Below are 16186 nucleotides of genomic sequence, written 5' to 3'. Positions count from 1 at the left end.
CGATGACGCGGGCCCGTAGCGGCGGGGTTCAAGACGGATGGCCCGGGCAGGGCTGAGGCTCGCCCGCGAACACGACCGCCTGGCACTTCAGGTGAACCATTTCCAGGCCGTCCATGAGGAAAAAACCGGCCTCCCAAGGGTTTTTCAGGACGAATGCCGTGCGAACCTGTTCGTACAGCGGCATGCTGGGGGGCACGGCATGGGCTTGCATCTCCAGAATGGTGTAGTTCCAGTGGATGGCTTGTTCGAAAGTAAATTTGGCGCGCTCGTCGATGGTGAAAAAACAGCGGGGGTTGCGCTTCAGCTGACGCAGCTTGAAGGTGCCCGGCACCGAAATCATGAACACGTCATCCGCTTCGGTATTCAGGAAGGCCAGCACCGTGGTATGCGGATGATCGACGGCCAGCGTGGTCAAGATGCCCACTTTATTGTGGTGCTCGCGCTGCTGCACAGGCCCCAGGACTTGCAGGGGGGTCGTCGGCAGGTCGGACTCGATCCGCGCATCAGACGGAAACGCATAGCCTGGCGCTTGGTATTGCTCGACCACGCCCAGGCCGTGGATCAGCATGTATTCCACAGGCTGCAGGGTCAGCCAGCCCTCGTCGGTGGCCGTGACGCGCCCTTTGTAGGAGGTCCGGTAGACCCGCAGTTCGGCGTCCAGTTCGTCCACCCCCGTGCGATTGTCCAGGTGCAAGGTCACCAGCGACCCCTGCGCCAGCGCGTGGCCCTTGGGAATGAAGACGCGCAGCGCGTTGTCGGCACGCGGATACACGACCCCGATGTGGTGCACGATACCTTGCGGCTGATACGACGCCAGCACACCCAGCAATTGTTCACCCAGATAATCTTTCAGCGCCATGCCTGCCTCCACTTGTGTGTTGCGCATACCTTGTGTGTTGCGCATACGAGAATTCTACAGGCTGCGGCGGCGGGCCCGGAAAACATCTGAAAAATCCTGGTCAAGAACTGTTTCATGCTAGTATTTTCTGGCTTCCTGAAACGGCGCGGAAACCGTTCGCCCCCAGGGTCCCGAGATCATGACATCCCCGAACACGCTCCCTTCCTCCACGACTGGCGATACGCCGGAAATCCGCTTGGACGTCCAGGAAAATCCCGCCGTCGGCGGCACGCCCGACGCCGGCATCTCCGACCCCAACGGCGCCTGGTTCCGGGCCATTTTCAACCAGGCGGCGGTGGGCGTGGCGCTGACCGACATCGGCACGGGCCGCTGGCTGCAGGTCAACCAGCGATATTGCGACATCATCGGCTACACGCGGGACGAGTTGCGCACCATGAGTTTCCAGGAACTGACGCATCCCGACGATCTCGCGGCCGACCGTGAATACGTCGCGCGGATGCGCGCCGGGGAGATCACGAGTTTCCGCATGGAAAAGCGCATGCGCCACAAGAGCGGCCGAACCGTGTGGATATCCCTCTCGGCTTCCGCCACATGGGACACCGGCGACCCCGTCGGCTTCTACGTCGCCATCGTCCAGGACATCACTCCCCATAAGCTCGCCCAAGAAAAAATCACCGAAAACGAACAGACGCTGCGCAACATCCTGGAGCACCTGCCGGTCGCTATCGCCCTGGTTGCGGACAACCAGGACATCATTTTCCGCAACCAGCGTTTCGAAACCCTGTTCGGTTACGCCATCGAAGATGTCCCCAACATGGAAAGCTGGTGGCGCGCCGCATACGCCGAGCCCGCCGCCCGCGAACAGGCCCGCCGGGCCTGGGCCGCGCGGCGCGAACGCAGCCGAAGCGACGGCACGATCGAGCCATACGAAAAATCGCTGCGCTGCCGCGACGGCGACATCCGTCACGTCCGGGTCAGCGGCGCGCTGACCCACGCCGGGTTTCTCGTCACCCTCGAAGACCTCAGCGCCCACAAGGCGGTTCAACAGCACATCGAACGGCTGTCCTACTACGACCCGCTCACCCAACTGCCCAACCGCCACCTGCTCCTGGAACAAGCGCCCCGGACACTGGCGGCCAGCGCGGCGGGCGGTGGCTGGGGCGCCGTGCTGCTGCTGGACGTGGATCGCTTCAAGCTGCTGAACGACACGCTGGGCCGCAAATACGGGGACGCGCTGCTGCAGCAGATTGCGCGCCGCCTGCTGGATTTCACGGCGCACCGCTACCTGACGGCCCGCCACGGCGACGATGAATTCGTCATCGTCCTCGACGACCTGGCCAAGCGGCCCGAAGACGCCGGCGCGCGCGCCGCCGAAAAAACGCAGCAATTGCTGCTGGCCCTGCACGCCCCCTACGATCTGCTGGGCACCCCCTACCAGGCCTCCGCCTGCACCGGGGTCGTGCTGTTCCGGGGCGAACAATGCGGGATCGACGAACTGCTCAAGCGCGCCGATCTCGCGGTCAGCCAGGCCAAGGCGCTGGAACTGGGGTCGTTTCGCTTCTACAACCCCCAGATCCAGCTAGCCGCCAACGAGCGCGCGCAACTGGAAGCCGACATCCGCACAGGCCTCCAGCAGCGCCAGTTCGAGGTCTTCTACCAACCCCAGGTGCACCGGCGCCGCCTGGTGGGCGCCGAGGCGCTGGTGCGCTGGCAACACCCCCAGAAAGGCTACATCTCCCCGGCCCATTTCATTTCCGTGGCCGAAGAATCCGGGTCGATCCTGCCGCTGGGCGCCGAAGTGCTGCGCAGCGCCTGCCAGCAGCTGGCCGCCTGGAGCCGCCGGCCGGGACTGGACGAATTGACCCTGTCGGTCAACGTCAGCCCGCGACAGTTCTACCAAAGCGATTTCGTGTCCCAGGTGCTGCGCATCCTGGCGCAAACGGGCGCGCAGGCCCGGCGGCTGAAACTGGAACTCACCGAGCGCCTGCTGTTGCGCGACGTCGAAGGCACCACCCAGAAAATGGCGCAGTTGCAGGCGCACGGCGTGCAGTTCTCGCTGGATGATTTCGGCACGGGATATTCGTCACTCAGCTACCTGAAGCGGCTGCCCCTCGACGAACTGAAAATCGACCAGAGCTTCATCCAAGGGGTGCTGACCAACGGCAACGATGCCGCCATTGTGCACAGCATCATCTCGCTGGCTGGCAACCTGGGGCTGTCGGTCATCGCCGAAGGGGTGGAGACCGAGGCGCACCGATGTTTTCTGGAAAAAAACGGCTGCGAGAGATACCAAGGCTACTTGTTCAGCCGCCCGGTATCCGCCCAGGCATTCGAGCAATTCGTGGGCGGCTGGGCACCGGCCGCCGGCTGAAGCGGCGTGAAGCCGCTTCAAGCATGACTGCTGAAGCATGACTTGACACTTAATTATTTAATGAGAACAATTATAATTTACGTTCCACACACAAGCACAAGCAGGACACCTCGATGACCCAATCCCCCGACCATCCCGCCGCTACCCGCACGCCGGCCCAGCTGAACACCGAGTGGCGTGCGCTGCGCGCCCAAGCGCCCGCATTGCGGGCCCGTGAGCTGGCCGCCCGCCTGGGGGTGAGCGAAGGCGAGCTGCTGGCCTGCCGCACGGGCGACGGCGTCATCCGCCTGGATGCCGCCGCCATCAGCGATCTTTTCCGCGCCCTGCCCGAAGTCGGACGCGTCATGGTGCTGACCCGCAACGAAAGCTGCGTGCACGAGAAAAAAGGCTGGTTCGAAGGGGTGCACCTGGGGCCGGCCATGGGCGCCATCGTGGGCGGGGCGATCGACCTGCGCGTCTTCCTGACGCACTTCAAGCATGGTTTCGCCGTGACCGAGGAAAGCCATGGCCGGCACCTCGAAAGCCTGCAATTCTTCGATGATGACGGGGTTGCGGTGCACAAAGTGTACCGGCTCGACCAGACCGACCCGGCCGCCTGGCAGGCCCTGGTCGCCCGCTTCACCCACCCGGATCAGACGCCTGGCATCACGGTTCAGGCCGTGGCCGACCCCCTGCCCCACCAACTGGACGATGCGCAGGTGGACGCCGAGGCCCTGCGCGCGGGCTGGCGCGCCATGGGGTACGGCCCGCACGAACTCTATGGCTTGCTGAAACGGCATCAGGTCACGCGCCTGCAGGCGCTGCGCCTGGTGGGGCCGGAGTTCGCCCGCAAAACCAGCAATTCGGCCGTCGGTCACGTGCTGCGGGAAACCGCCCGCAGCGGCCTGCCCATCATGGTGTTCACGGGTTCGCCCGGCCTGGTGCAAATCCACTCCGGCCCGGTGCGCCAGATCAAGGACATGGCCCCGTGGCTCAACGTCCTGGACGATGACTTCAATCTGCACCTGCGGGCCGATCATATCGCCGAGACCTGGATCGTCAAGAAGCCCACGGCGGATGGCTTCGTCACCTCGCTCGAAATGTACGACGCGCAAGGCGGGCAGATCGTGCAGTTCTTCGGTCAGCGCTTGCCCGGCCGCCCGGAAATCACGGCCTGGACGCGCCTGATGGACAGCCTGCCGGCCCCCGAAGCAGTGGCTGCCGCATAATAATGGCCGGCGACAACACACCATTGCGCCGGCGCCATCATCAATACTGGTAGGTCAGCGAAACCCGGACGCTGCGTCCCGGCTGCGTGTAGTAGTCCACCGGACGCGGCAGTTGGGCAGTCCCCTGGGTCGGCACATCCAGCGCATTCCAGTATTTGCGGTCGAACAGGTTATAGACGCCCGCCTGCACCCGCAGGCCGCGAACTGCGGCCGGCTTCCACCAGCCGGTCATATCCAGCACGCCGTACCCCGGGGCCTTGAAATCCGCATAGGGCGCATCGGGCGTCGCCTCTGGATAGGCGACATGCTTGCGGGCCGCCGCCGCGCTCAACAAGCCTTCCACGCCCCATTGCGCCGTGCGATAACCCAGCGCCACCGAGGCTTTGAGCGGCGCTACGGTGTTCAGATACTGCCCGGTGTCCTGGTCGCGGCCATGGGACCAGACCAGCGCTCCCCGGGTATACCAGTTCGGCGTCATCGACCAGTGGCCACTGAGCTCAATCCCGTAAATGCGCACATGCGCGCGGTTTTCGGAGCTGGTGACACCATAAGGGTACTGCGTCGCCCACTCGGGCTGCCACTGCGTGGAGCCCGGCGCCACCGGGATGCTGTCGTCGATGAAATCGCGGTAGCGGTTGTCGAAATAGGCCAGGCGTCCGCCCAGATCCCGATCGCCGGCATCCACGCCCAGTTCCCAGCCATGACTGATCTCCGGCTTGAGATCGGGATTGCCTTTTCTCAGGTAAGTGCCCGGCCCGCCGAAATTCAGGTAGAGCTGAGTCGCACTGGGGGCCTTGAAGCCATAACCGTACTTGGCATAGAAAGACAGCTGGTCATGGGCCTTGTAGCTGGCCAATAACGAGGGCGATACGCGGCTGCCGCTGTTCGCATCCTGCCGGCCATTGCCGTAATTGGGATTCTGCGTGTAGCTGCCGTCGGACTGCGGCGACCAGCGGTACGAATCGAAGCGCAGCGCCGGGGTCAGCGCATACCGGCCATCGGCCCAGGAAATCTCATCCTGCGCCCACAACGACCAGACCAGCCCCTTGACGCGCGGCATGTCGGCCTGGTTGGTATGCAGGAAGTCGCAGGTGCGGGGCCCGAAAGTCGCCGGCAGGCCCGGCGGGACAACAGGGCAATTATCGTGGCCCGCCGCGTCCTGCCGCACGCGGCTGGCGGCCAGATCCCCGCCGACGGCCCAATGTTGCGCCAGCGCCCCGGCGACATGGCCGCTCCAGCGCGTCACCGCCCCCACGGCGGATTGCTCGATGGCATTGCTGCGACCATATGCGCCGCTGGGATAGCCGTACTTGAACGGATCGCCCGGGATGATGCGCGCACGCGCATCGTCATTGCGGATGCCGCTGGCCCCCTGCTCCAGACGCATGCGCTGCCAGTACAGCTTGAATTCCCCGGCATCGAGCGCCTGGCGCTCGGCCAGGGCGCGGTAGGCGTACCCCAACACGATGCGCTGGCGATTCAGATCCTCGTCGGCGTGCCCTTCGCCCGGCTGGTAGTCCTCGCCGGCGCCCTGGCTGGACAGGGCGTCTGTATTCGACCAGCGGTGGAACGACTCTCCGGTCAAGGTCAGCCTGTGGGCGTCGCGCCATTCGTGCTGCACTTTCAGCAAAAAATCGTCCTGGGTGTAGCGCATCGGATCGGGCTTGTCGCGTGTTTCCCCGAGGCCCCCCACGCTGCCCATATTGTCCAATTCATGGCCTTTGCGCAGCCCGGCCTGCAGCAGCCAGCGCGTGCCCGCGCCCACCCGCCCCGCCAGCGCGGCCTGGGCCTTCCAGCTGTCGTCGGCGCTGTCGTAGCCGGATCGCACCAACGCGCCAAACGGTTGCCCGGGTTCCAGCAGATCTTCCGGCGACAACGTCTGCAGCGACAACGCCCCGGTGAGCGCACCCGACTGCACCGCCCCGGCCCCGCGCACGACGTCGATTGACGAAAGCGTATCGAAATCCACGGTGCGCAATCCGCCCTTGACGCCGCGCGCGCCATCCGACAGCCACGGCACCTGGATGCCATCCACCACGGTGACGACCCGATCCGCATCGACCCCCCGGATGTTCACGCTGTTGTTCTGGCGGCTGAAGTTCACCGCCGGATCGCCTCGGCTGGAAAAATCCTCCCAGCCGCCGACGGCCCGCTCGTCGAGCTGCGCCCGCGTCGTCACGGTGGTGCCGGCGGGCCGCTCCGCCGGCGCGGACTGCCCTTCGACCACGATGGCGGACAGTGAAGATACCCCGCCGGTGGACACCGCTGTGTCGCCCGGCGGCTCGGCGGCCCATGTGATGGTCGAGACACACAAGGTGGTGGCGACGGCGCCAAAGTACGGCGCGCGCAGTCGCTTGCTCATTCCCTTACCCCTATTATCCATATGCTTTTGAAAACGCAAATGATAATAGTTGTTGTTTCTAATATCAACCTAAATAATATTGATACTTAAAATTTCTGCTTGATGAAAGCCGCTCGGGCTGCGGACGCCACGCACGCTGTCGCTCCTCCCCTGTCGCAGAATCGGCGCCAGCAGCTGCTGGAACAAGGTGAACTGCGCCAGATACAGACGGCCGGCCACGCGCAGGCCCAGGCAGGCCAGCAGGGTGGCGCCCGCGACGGCCAGCCCCAGAAACAGCAGGGCCGTCGCCCCGCCCAGCGCGGGATCAAGCGGGGTCGGCCCCAACCCGGCCCAGCCCACCGCCGCGCCACCGACCACGGGGGCGGCCCAGGCAATGGCCACCAGCACCTCCAAGCCCCGGCGCAGATCCAGCGTCTGCGCGGCGATTTCGCGCGCAATCAGGCGCTGCGCCAGGACATCGCCCGCGGGGCCGCCGGACGGGCGGCCCGCGCCCGGGGGCGGCTTGAGCCCGGCCATGACGCGCTGGGCCAGCCGCGGCCAGACACCATCCCCGGCCAGCCGTCCCACCAGCGCTTCCAACTGCCGCCATGACCCCGCTTCGGCCAAGCCGATGAGGAAGCGCCGAGCCTGGACGAACCGAAAAATCAGGCTGACCGCCTTCAGCAGGGTCAGGTACGCGCTGACAAACAGCATGATCGCCAAGAGCACGAAAAGCGACTTGAGCACAAGATCGCCCTGGGCCACAAAATGCATGAGAGATCCTCCCGCCTGCCAAGCCGTCCCCCGGCCCGGATATGCGTCCGGGCCGGGGGCGGTGCATTGGCCGGGCTTATTGCTTGCCGATCAAATCGGCGTTCAGGTCTTTTTCCGGGGCGATCACCAGCATCAGCTGCGCCCCGGCAGGCCCGGTGCTGGCATAGTGCGCGGCATTATCATGCGTCAGCACGAAGACGCTGCCCACGGGCAAGTCCCGCAGCCTGGATTCGTCGTACTGATCGCCCATCGCCAGCTTCATGTCGCCCGCCAGCACAGTGACGACGGCGGCCATGCCTTCGGCCATCTTGCCGTGCGGATCCAGCTTGGCGGCCGGGGGATACCAGGCCCGGACGACGCGAACGTTCTTATTGTCGTAGGACAATATCCCCAGGCTGCGCGACCCCGAGGCGCTGGGCGCCGACGCAAATCCCGCGACCGCCTGGGGCCCATGCAGCAGGAGTTCCTGCGCGGCCGAGGGCACGGCGAACAAGGCGCAAGCCGCGGCCGCCAGCCCCGCCGCGCACCATTTGGGGATTTGCCGCAAAACGGGCCGGCCGGCCGCGCCCGCGCGGGTTTGCCGCGTCGCGATTGTCGTTTTCCGCATCATTGAAGAACTCCATCATTGATAATGAGAATGATTATCATCACATAATACACAAGCAATGCAAAATCGGCCAGTCCGTTTTGTTTCTGGGTACAATCCTGCCCATGCACGCCATGAGAAACCCGACCGGAAAGCGCAAAAACGCCTGGCAGATCCTGCTCTGCCTGACGTTGCTTGCCTTGCTGTTTCGCGCTGCGTTTCCCACAGGCTACATGCCCGGCCTCTCGGGCCCGGGCGGCGGCGCCCTGACCGTGGCGCTCTGCACGGGATACGAGCAGGCGCCGGTGCGCGGGCATGACGATGCGCCGCACCACGACGGCACCCATCAGGTCTGTCTTTTCAGCGCCGTAGCCGCCCAGGCCATCGTGCCGGGCGCGGGCACGCCGGCCATCGCCGCGCTCGCACAGGCCGTCATCCCCCCGCACCCCGACGGCATCGCGCCGCTTCCCGTCCCGATTTTCGGCCCGCCGCTCGGGCCGCGCGCGCCCCCCGTCCGCCTCGGATAGCCTTTTCCCCTTTCCCGAATTTGCCGACCAGGCAGCCACCATGCCACGCCGACGCGAAACCCGCCCGTCGGACGTTTTCTTTGCGCACGGCCTGCCTCACCCTTATCAGCAGGAGATATCCACATGAAAATCAAATTCACCCGCATCGCCAGCACCCTCGGATTGGCCCTGGCCCTCATGCAGCCCGCCGCCACGGCCTGGGCCCACGGCGACCACGGCCATGGCGACAGCCACGCCGCCATGGCGCACGGCGGCCACGACGCGGCTGCGGCTGCGGCTGCGGCCAATCTGCCCGTGTCCAGCCACGTCACCGCCGACGCATGCTGGATTCGGCAGCTGCCGAAGCCGACGCCCTCCGGCGGCTTTCTGGTGCTGCACAACCAAGGCGGCGAACCCGCCGTGATCGCCGCCGTCGCCTCGCCCGACTATGCGGACGTCATGCTGCACCAGACGACCGAGGAAAACGGCGTCAGCAAAATGTCCATGATCCACCAGTTGACGATTCCCGCTGGACAGCGCGTCGAGCTCAAGCCCGGCAGCTATCACCTGATGCTGGAAGGCCCTCGGGACGGGCTGACCGTCGGCGACGAGGCGCACGTCCGCTTCGCCCTGGGCGACGGCACCGCCGTGGACGCCGCCTGCAAGGTGATGTCCGCCAAGGCCACCCGCAAAGAGTGATGCATCGGGGGCCGGACAGGCCCCCGCATCCCTGGCTGCTTCGGCCCGGTATGCCGATGCGGCTGGCGGTAGAAAAAACGGACACTAAAAAGGCCGGGCCCTTTGTTTCAGAGGGCCCGGCCTTTCATGGCCGATCGTGGTGCCCGCCTGTTCTGGCGGGCGCAAGATCAGAGTATTTGGATGTTTGTCGCCTGGGGGCCTTTTTGCCCTTGCGTCGCCACAAACGAAACCCGTTGGTTTTCTTCGAGGCTTTTATGGCCCGAGCCCTGGATTTCGCTGTAATGCGCGAAGAGATCCTTGCCGCCGGATTCGGGCATGATAAACCCGAAGCCCTTGTCGTTGTTGAACCACTTCACGATACCGATTTCTGTTTTCAATGTAAGTCCTAAATAGTAAAAGGGAAATATATCCCCTCGCACACTATGCGTGCTGGATGCCGATAAAGCCAGCGTTGTTACCAAATAACGCAATATTGCGCCATCGCACGCGCCGTGCGCAATAAAAATGCATCTCAATTACAATCTGAACTTTCACGTCCAGGCGTCTGAACCATGCAATTTTCTTTTGCCCGACACTGGGCGGCGGCCTGCTTGGCCGGCGTGACGGCAATCGCCTGCCCCGTGGCATCCGCCGAACAAACGGCAACGGGCGCAACGGCAAGGCACGACCAGGCCGAACCCGCGGTCACCCTGCCCGACAGCAGGACATTTACACTGCAGTCCGCCGCCGGCAAGACGTACCGTATTTTTGTCGCCCTGCCGCCCGGGCCGCCACCCGCGCAAGGCTATGCCACCCTGACCGTACTGGACGGCAATGCCTATTTTGCGTCGATGGCCGAGGCGATGCGTTCGCTGCAGGCGTTTCCGCAAGTCTATTCAAAAGAAGACAAGCGCACTGCATACCCCACCCTGGTGGTCGGCGTCGCCTACCCCGGCGATGCGGTGCTGGATGGACAGCGCCGCAGCTGGGACTTCCTGCCGCCATCATCTCACGCGGAAGACATCGAACGCCTGCGCGGCGGACAGCCCGGCGGCGCCGACGCTTTCCTGGATTTCCTGACCGGAGAGCTACGCCCCGCCCTGGCCCGGCGCTACCCATTGCACAACACCCAGCACACGCTGGCCGGCCACTCGCTGGGCGGATACTTCGTGCTGCACGCCTTGACGCACCGCCCCGATGCGTTCCAGCGCTACGCCGCCATCAGCCCCCCAACCTGGTGGGACGATGATCGCATCCTGTCCGATCTGGCGCAGCGCCCGCTTGGCGACGCACGCATCCTATTGGCCACCGCCCAAGATGAATGGCCGGCCTATCCAGACTATTCCTCCGCCATGCTGGCGCAAGCGCGCACCGCGCGCGACACGCTGATCCAGCGCGGGCTGGACGCCAAAACGCTGCACTATCGTGAAGTGGCCGATGAGGATCACATGACCATCCCCTTTGCCATGGCAGCGGCCATCACGCGGTTTGCCGCGCTGCCTTGATTCCGAGGTCACCCCGCAGTCAGCCATGCCGCGCGCGCATTCTTCCGTGCACGATCAAGGCGCAGAACACCAGCCCGGCCGCCAGACTGGTGTGGCCGCTGTAAGCGACCAGCCCCAGGCCCCAGCCCCAGCGCCACACCAGCAGCCCCAGCGCCAGCAGCAACAAGGCGGCGCCCGCCCGGCGCAAGCGCCTGCTCGTCGCGGCGGGTAAAGGATCGCGCCACACCTGTTCCTGGGGGCGCGGCATGGCAAGCGCCAGCGCCATGAATCCCAGCAGACAACAAAACAATGGCAACAGGTGCATCATGCGGTTTCTTTTGATGAAGCGCTTGCGCACCGAGGCCGGGCCGGCATGGGCCGACGCTGCGCCGCCCGCCGCGACAGGCCCAGCGCCAGCGCAATGTGCAGCGCGCCCAGCGCCCAGAACAGCAGATCGGCCCCCACGAACACCCAGTCGCGCTGCGCCAGGCTGGACCAGAACGGCCTTGTCGTCGTCCAGGCATTCACCAGCGGCAACGCGGCCAGCCCCAGCGCGGCCGCCCATAGCTGCTCTCGCCACGCCGGCCTGGTCGGGCGCAGGACGGCGTGAACCAGCGCCACCCCCCAGACCACGAAGAACACCTGGATTTCCGCGCCGGCCCGAGCGGGCCAATCGACCGGCAGCAGCCGGTTGGCCCACAGGTACGCCGTCATGGCCAGCGACAGCCCGCCGATGCAGGCAAGGTTCAGCCGCTCGACCAGCACGATGCCTACAGGCGTCCGCATCCCGTCGGCCATCCGCTGGCGGCGCTTGACCGTCCACAATACCAGTCCCGTGCCGACCATGGCCGTGCCCGCCAGACTGAGCAGAAAATACAGCCAGCGCATCACGTTGTCGCTGAACCGGCCCAAATGCAGACCGTAGAGCACACCGCGCACTTCGGCGGCCGCGCCCACACCATCGCGCACCGCCAATAGCTTGCCGGTCGCGCCATCGAACAACAGCAGTTGCGGACTCATGGACACGCGACCGGATTCATCCCGGGCAATCGCAACACGCGCAGCCGCATCGCCGGGGTGATTGACGGTGATATACCCAATATTATTGCGGCCCCAGCGATCCTGCGCCTGCCGCACCATGGCTTCCACAGACGCCAGGGGCGCCGGCAGGCCACTGGCCTTGCCCGGTGCGATGAAAGCGCTTTGCTGGGCGCTGAACGCCTGCCGCTGCTCGATCGTCTTGATGCCCGCCTGCTGCCCCCAAGGCATGTACAGGGCCATCAGCGTCACCAGGCCGGTATAGGTAATCATCACATGAAACGGCAGGGCCAGCACCGACAGCCCATTATGCGCATCCAGCCAGGAACGCTGCCCCTTGCCCCAGCGGAAGGTAAAGAAATCGGCAAAGATCTTCTTGTGCGTGATGATGCCGCTGATGATGCCAACCAGCATGAACATGGCCGCCAAGCCCGCCAGGTAGCGTCCCCAGGCGATCGGCATGTAGTGAAACTGGAAATGGAAGCGATAGAAGAAATCCCCGCCCATCGTGTCGCGCGCCATGACCGGACGGCCCGTGCGCGGGTCGAGATACCCTTCGGCGAACTGACGCGGCCCGTCCGCCGCACGCCAGAAGGCATAGCCGGTCTGGCTGCGGCTACTGGGCGGACGCAAGGCCCATTGCGTTGCGCTGGTGCCAAAAGCGTCGGCCGCACGCTGCGCGGCCAGCGCCGGATCCGGGGCTTGAGCCTGCCAGCTCAGTTCCGGCCGCATCCATTGCGACAATTCATCCTTGAAGTAGGCGGCGGAACCCGTCAAGAACATGGCGTACAGCACCCACCCCAGCAACAGGCCGGCCCAGGCATGCAAACCCGCCATGCGCTGGCGCAAACCCGGCCCGCTAAGGCGCGCTGTGCCGCGCTTCATGCCGCCCCCGCCAGCCAGACCTTGCCGGCGGCCAGCAGCAGCGGCACAGCCGCGGCCAGCAGCCCGCCCCAGGCGCGTGCCGCGCTACGCGCCGCAAACACCCAGATGACCGCCGCCGCATACACGGCAAAACTGGCCAGCATGCCCGCCAGCACCGCCTGTGAGACATCCACCGGCAGCGCCAGCGGCGCTACGCTGGCCAGCGCCGCCAGCGCATAACCGCCGAATGCGGCGGCGATGATCCGGGCAATCAAAAGTCCACCGAGGCCGACACCATGACCGTGCGGCCCGCGGCATTGGTCAGGTATGTGCCGCTGGCAAGCCAATAGCGCTTATCCGTCAGATTGTCGACATTGACGCGCAGCGCGACGTCCTTGCCGGCGATCCGAGTGAAGTAACGCGCGCCGACATCGAAACGCGTCACCGCCGGCAGGCGATACTGGTTGGCGTTATCCAGATAGGTCGAAGACGTATACAGCACGCGGCCACTCAGGCTCAGGCCATCCACCCACGGGGCATCCCAGTCCAGGCCCAGGTTGAAGGCGCTGCGCGGCACGCCGGGGGCGCGGTTGCCGTCGTTGACGCCGCCCGGCGTTTCGACCAGTTTGCCGTCGATGAAGGAAGCGCCCGCCATCAGGCGCAAGCCGGGCCGCAGTTCGCCATAGGCGTTCAGTTCCAGGCCGCGATTGCGCTGTTCGCCGAAATAGCCGTAGACGTTGTCGGCATCCGCCTGTCCCGACGGGCGCGCAATCTGCCAGATGGCCGCCGTCGTCGTCACACGCCCCCAATCGACCTTGACACCGGCTTCATACTGTTTGGATTTGTACGGATCGAGGATTTCTCCTTTATTGGCATAAGACGCGCCCACGATCGTGCCACGCGTCAAGCCCTGGGTGAAGTTGGCATACAGCGAAACGTTTTCCAGCGGTTTGACCACCACGCCGGCGAGCGGCGAGACCGCGCTGGCCTTGTAGGCGCTGCTCAGGGCGCCCGTCGTGGTGTCGAAACTGTCCACGGCCACGGTCTGGTGACGCGCGCCGAGCATCAGCAGCACACGATCATCCAGGAAGGACAAGGTATCGGCCAGGGCGTAGCTGGTCAGCTTCGTCCTGGATGACTTGACCGGATCATTGCGCACGGCCGGTTCGGCGGGCAAATGGGCAGGGTCATAAATATTGGAACTGCCAATGGCGGAGCCCGCGCTGAAGGCGGTGCCTTGTTCCTGATCCGTATAGGTCACCCCCAACGCCAGCCGGTGGTTGACAGGCCCGGTATCGAATTTGAAAGCAAGGCCCGCATCACTGCTGAATGTCTTCGAATCGGTGTCATAGAACGAATTGACGACGCGGTAGTTGCCCTCGGCATCCATGGCCTGCCCGCCATAGAATGCCTGCGTCAGCGGGAATACCTGGCGGTTCTTGCCTTCGCGGTAGCCCGCGGCGATATGCCCGGTGATCCGGTCGTTGAAGTCATATTCCAGACGCGACATGACGGTGCTGTCCCGCTGTGTCAGGCGTGTGCCCGGATAGAAATTGATGCGGCCGTCCGGCGGCGCCGGCAGTTCGTCCAGGCCGGTCTGGAAGCCGATCTGCGAACGGACGTTTTCCAGTTCGTCCTCTTGGTGGATCAGATCCATGGACCAGCGCAGCTTCTGTCCGCGATAATCCACGCCCAGCGCCGCCATGCCCAGGCCCTGGTCGCCATCGTATGTGGTGGCTTCGCCACCGCGCTTGAGGCCGTTGAAGCGCACCCCCCAGGCATTGTCTTCGCCGAAACGCCGGCCGAAATCGATCTGGCCGGTGAAATTGGACTGCGTCATATAGCCCAGCGTCACGCGGTTCAGGGGCTCATCGTCGGCGCGCTTGGTGACGATGTTGACCGAGCCGCCCACGCTGCCATTCATGTTGATGCCGCGCATCAGCGTGCCCGGCCCCTTCAGCACCTCGACGCGCTCCATGATCTGCACTGGCAGGCGGCTGGGCGCCACCAGGCCATACAGGCCATTGACGCTGACATCGCTCAAGCCATAATTGCTGCTGACGGTAAAGCCGCGGATGACGAAGTCCTCGCCGAAACCGCCGGTCGAGGTAATCGCCCGCACCGACGCGTCGTTGACGATCACATCGGCCAAGGTGCGCGCCTGCTGGTCAAACAGCAATTCGGCGGTGTAGTTGGTGACGCTGAACGGCGTGTCCATGACGTCTTCCGCGCCCAGCAACCCGAGACTGCCGCCGGTTGCGACCTGGCCGCCGGCATAGGCTGGAGACAAGTTGCCCAGAATGCCGCCATTGACCGTGACCGTATCCAGCTGCGTGACGGCACCCGACGACAGCATGATGTTATTGCCATCGCGCGCATACTGGATATCCGTGCCCTGCAGCAGCTGCCGCAGGGCCATCTCGGGCGCATAGGCGCCCGAGATGGCCGGCGCCGTCCTGTCCGCGACGATATCTTGCGAGAAAAAAATCTGCAGCGAGGTCTGCTCACCCAATGCCAACAGCGCCGCGCCCAGCGGCTGCGCCGGGATGCTGATCTGAACAGGGTTGTCCTGCGCCATGGCGACCTGTGGCGCCAGGGCGCACGCCAGCGCCAGAGACAAGGCCAGGGACGTCATGCCGTGGCGCATGGCCTGCGCGCGCCGCCGCGCCGGACGATTTGGTTCGACTGTGTTCACGATCCGATGTTTTCCGTAGGAATGGCTGTGCGCCGGGCGACGCCAGCCGGTTATTCAACGTTAAAGCGCGTTCCCTGCGTCATGCGCAAGAACTCACCCCGCCTATCTCTTATGACGCGCCACCCGCCCTTTCACCGGAATGAGAATCACAATTATTAAGTAACTTAATGTTATATTGACGCCCTGTTTTGGGATTCCACGTCTGTTTCAGAATAAGAATGAGAATCGGTTATCATTCTAAAACTCTCCTCTCAGCACCTCGTCGTCTTGCCATGTCCCGCTTTGCCAAACTGAAAAAAGGTTGGCTCACCCCCTACGCAGAACTGTTCGGCACCTGGAATCGCACCAGCGCCGCGCGTGAAGACGCGGAAGACGCCATGCACGACACGGTGCTGGGCATCCTGGAAAACGGCGCCGGCCTCATCGAGAACCCACGCGCCTACCTGGCGCGCGGCATGGCAAACCGCCTGGTCAGCCGCCATCGTCATGAGCGTGTGCTGGACATGGCTTCCCTGCATGATCTGCCCGAATCCGAGCACCCCGCCTCACAAGGCCCCGACGCAGGCGCGCAATTCCAGGAATTGGCCGATGCCCTGGCCACCGCCCTGGAAACCCTGCCGCCGAAATGCCGCACGATCTACATCCTGCACCGTCTGGAAGGGCGCACACACACAGAAATCGCCCATGAAATGGGGCTGTCGCGCAGCATGATCGAGAAATACATGACTCGCGCGCTACGCCATCTCCATGCACAATTAAGCCACTATGCACCGTATTGACCG

At 64.6% G+C, this 16186-nt stretch carries 15 protein-coding genes; 6 read left to right on the top strand and 9 right to left on the bottom strand.

Going from position 1 to position 16186, the window contains the following annotated elements:
- Nucleotides 1-28 precede the first annotated feature (28 nt).
- Nucleotides 29-859 (bottom strand): hypothetical protein, encoded by an 831-nt coding sequence (locus ACMHYJ_RS02570; RefSeq protein WP_414244628.1) that lies wholly within the window; start codon nt 857-859, stop codon nt 29-31.
- 178 nt (nt 860-1037) lie between these two features.
- Between ACMHYJ_RS02570 and ACMHYJ_RS02565 the strand changes: the two genes are divergently transcribed.
- Together ACMHYJ_RS02565 and ACMHYJ_RS02560 are read left to right on the top strand one after the other, a co-directional pair.
- Nucleotides 1038-3230 carry a putative bifunctional diguanylate cyclase/phosphodiesterase gene (locus tag ACMHYJ_RS02565; RefSeq protein WP_414244627.1) on the top strand — a complete coding sequence of 731 codons (2193 nt, stop codon included), beginning with the start codon at nt 1038-1040 and terminating at the stop codon, nt 3228-3230.
- A gap of 113 nt (nt 3231-3343) precedes the next feature.
- Complete coding sequence (locus ACMHYJ_RS02560) at nt 3344-4438, top strand: hemin-degrading factor (protein ID WP_414244626.1); 1095 nt, start codon at nt 3344-3346, stop codon at nt 4436-4438.
- Between the two features lie 40 nt (nt 4439-4478).
- Here the strand turns inward: ACMHYJ_RS02560 and ACMHYJ_RS02555 are convergent, their stop codons facing one another.
- The 3 genes from ACMHYJ_RS02555 to ACMHYJ_RS02545 all read right to left on the bottom strand — a co-directional run bounded on the left by ACMHYJ_RS02555 (nt 4479) and on the right by ACMHYJ_RS02545 (nt 8163).
- Entirely contained in the window at nt 4479-6800 is a 2322-nt protein-coding gene (locus ACMHYJ_RS02555; RefSeq protein WP_414244625.1) for a TonB-dependent hemoglobin/transferrin/lactoferrin family receptor, read from the bottom strand.
- Between the two features lie 69 nt (nt 6801-6869).
- Nucleotides 6870-7553, bottom strand: coding sequence for a hypothetical protein (locus ACMHYJ_RS02550; RefSeq protein ID WP_414244624.1), 684 nt, complete (start codon nt 7551-7553; stop codon nt 6870-6872).
- Between the two features lie 76 nt (nt 7554-7629).
- Nucleotides 7630-8163, bottom strand: a complete 534-nt coding sequence (locus ACMHYJ_RS02545; protein ID WP_414244623.1) for a hypothetical protein — start codon at nt 8161-8163, stop codon at nt 7630-7632.
- Nucleotides 8164-8240: 77 nt separating this feature from the next.
- On the opposite strand from ACMHYJ_RS02545, the gene ACMHYJ_RS02540 reads away from it, so the two are divergent.
- Entirely contained in the window at nt 8241-8666 is a 426-nt protein-coding gene (locus tag ACMHYJ_RS02540) for a hypothetical protein (protein ID WP_414244622.1), read from the top strand.
- Nucleotides 8667-8789: 123 nt separating this feature from the next.
- Complete coding sequence (locus ACMHYJ_RS02535) at nt 8790-9344, top strand: copper chaperone PCu(A)C (protein WP_414244621.1); 555 nt, start codon at nt 8790-8792, stop codon at nt 9342-9344.
- Nucleotides 9345-9511: 167 nt separating this feature from the next.
- Here the strand turns inward: ACMHYJ_RS02535 and ACMHYJ_RS02530 are convergent, their stop codons facing one another.
- A complete protein-coding gene (locus tag ACMHYJ_RS02530) occupies nt 9512-9721 on the bottom strand; it encodes a cold-shock protein (RefSeq protein WP_414244620.1) in 210 nt (69 codons plus the stop codon).
- Nucleotides 9722-9895: 174 nt separating this feature from the next.
- On the opposite strand from ACMHYJ_RS02530, the gene ACMHYJ_RS02525 reads away from it, so the two are divergent.
- Nucleotides 9896-10828: an alpha/beta hydrolase gene (locus ACMHYJ_RS02525; protein WP_414244619.1), complete on the top strand. Its 933-nt coding sequence runs from the start codon at nt 9896-9898 to the stop codon at nt 10826-10828.
- A 19-nt stretch (nt 10829-10847) separates the two neighbouring features.
- On the opposite strand, the gene ACMHYJ_RS02520 is transcribed toward ACMHYJ_RS02525, so the two are convergent.
- From ACMHYJ_RS02520 to ACMHYJ_RS02505, 4 genes are read right to left on the bottom strand one after another with little or no spacing between them, the layout of a single operon-like run.
- Nucleotides 10848-11135 (bottom strand): DUF3325 domain-containing protein, encoded by a 288-nt coding sequence (locus ACMHYJ_RS02520; RefSeq protein ID WP_414244618.1) that lies wholly within the window; start codon nt 11133-11135, stop codon nt 10848-10850.
- Nucleotides 11132-12730 (bottom strand): PepSY-associated TM helix domain-containing protein, encoded by a 1599-nt coding sequence (locus tag ACMHYJ_RS02515; RefSeq protein ID WP_414244617.1) that lies wholly within the window; start codon nt 12728-12730, stop codon nt 11132-11134. The genes ACMHYJ_RS02520 and ACMHYJ_RS02515 overlap by 4 nt, the downstream gene beginning before the upstream one ends.
- Nucleotides 12727-12984, bottom strand: coding sequence for a DUF3649 domain-containing protein (locus tag ACMHYJ_RS02510; protein WP_414244616.1), 258 nt, complete (start codon nt 12982-12984; stop codon nt 12727-12729). Before ACMHYJ_RS02510 ends, ACMHYJ_RS02515 begins: the two co-directional genes overlap by 4 nt.
- Complete coding sequence (locus ACMHYJ_RS02505; RefSeq protein ID WP_414244615.1) at nt 12981-15404, bottom strand: TonB-dependent siderophore receptor; 2424 nt, start codon at nt 15402-15404, stop codon at nt 12981-12983. The genes ACMHYJ_RS02510 and ACMHYJ_RS02505 overlap by 4 nt, the downstream gene beginning before the upstream one ends.
- Nucleotides 15405-15676: 272 nt before the next feature.
- On the opposite strand from ACMHYJ_RS02505, the gene ACMHYJ_RS02500 reads away from it, so the two are divergent.
- Entirely contained in the window at nt 15677-16183 is a 507-nt protein-coding gene (locus ACMHYJ_RS02500; protein ID WP_414244614.1) for an RNA polymerase sigma factor, read from the top strand.
- Nucleotides 16184-16186: the final 3 nt, after the last annotated feature.

The organism is Castellaniella hirudinis (assembly GCF_047468865.1).
GTDB classification, from domain to species: Bacteria; Pseudomonadota; Gammaproteobacteria; order Burkholderiales; family Burkholderiaceae_B; genus Castellaniella; species Castellaniella hirudinis_A.
This window is presented reverse-complemented; position numbering and strand designations above follow the sequence as displayed.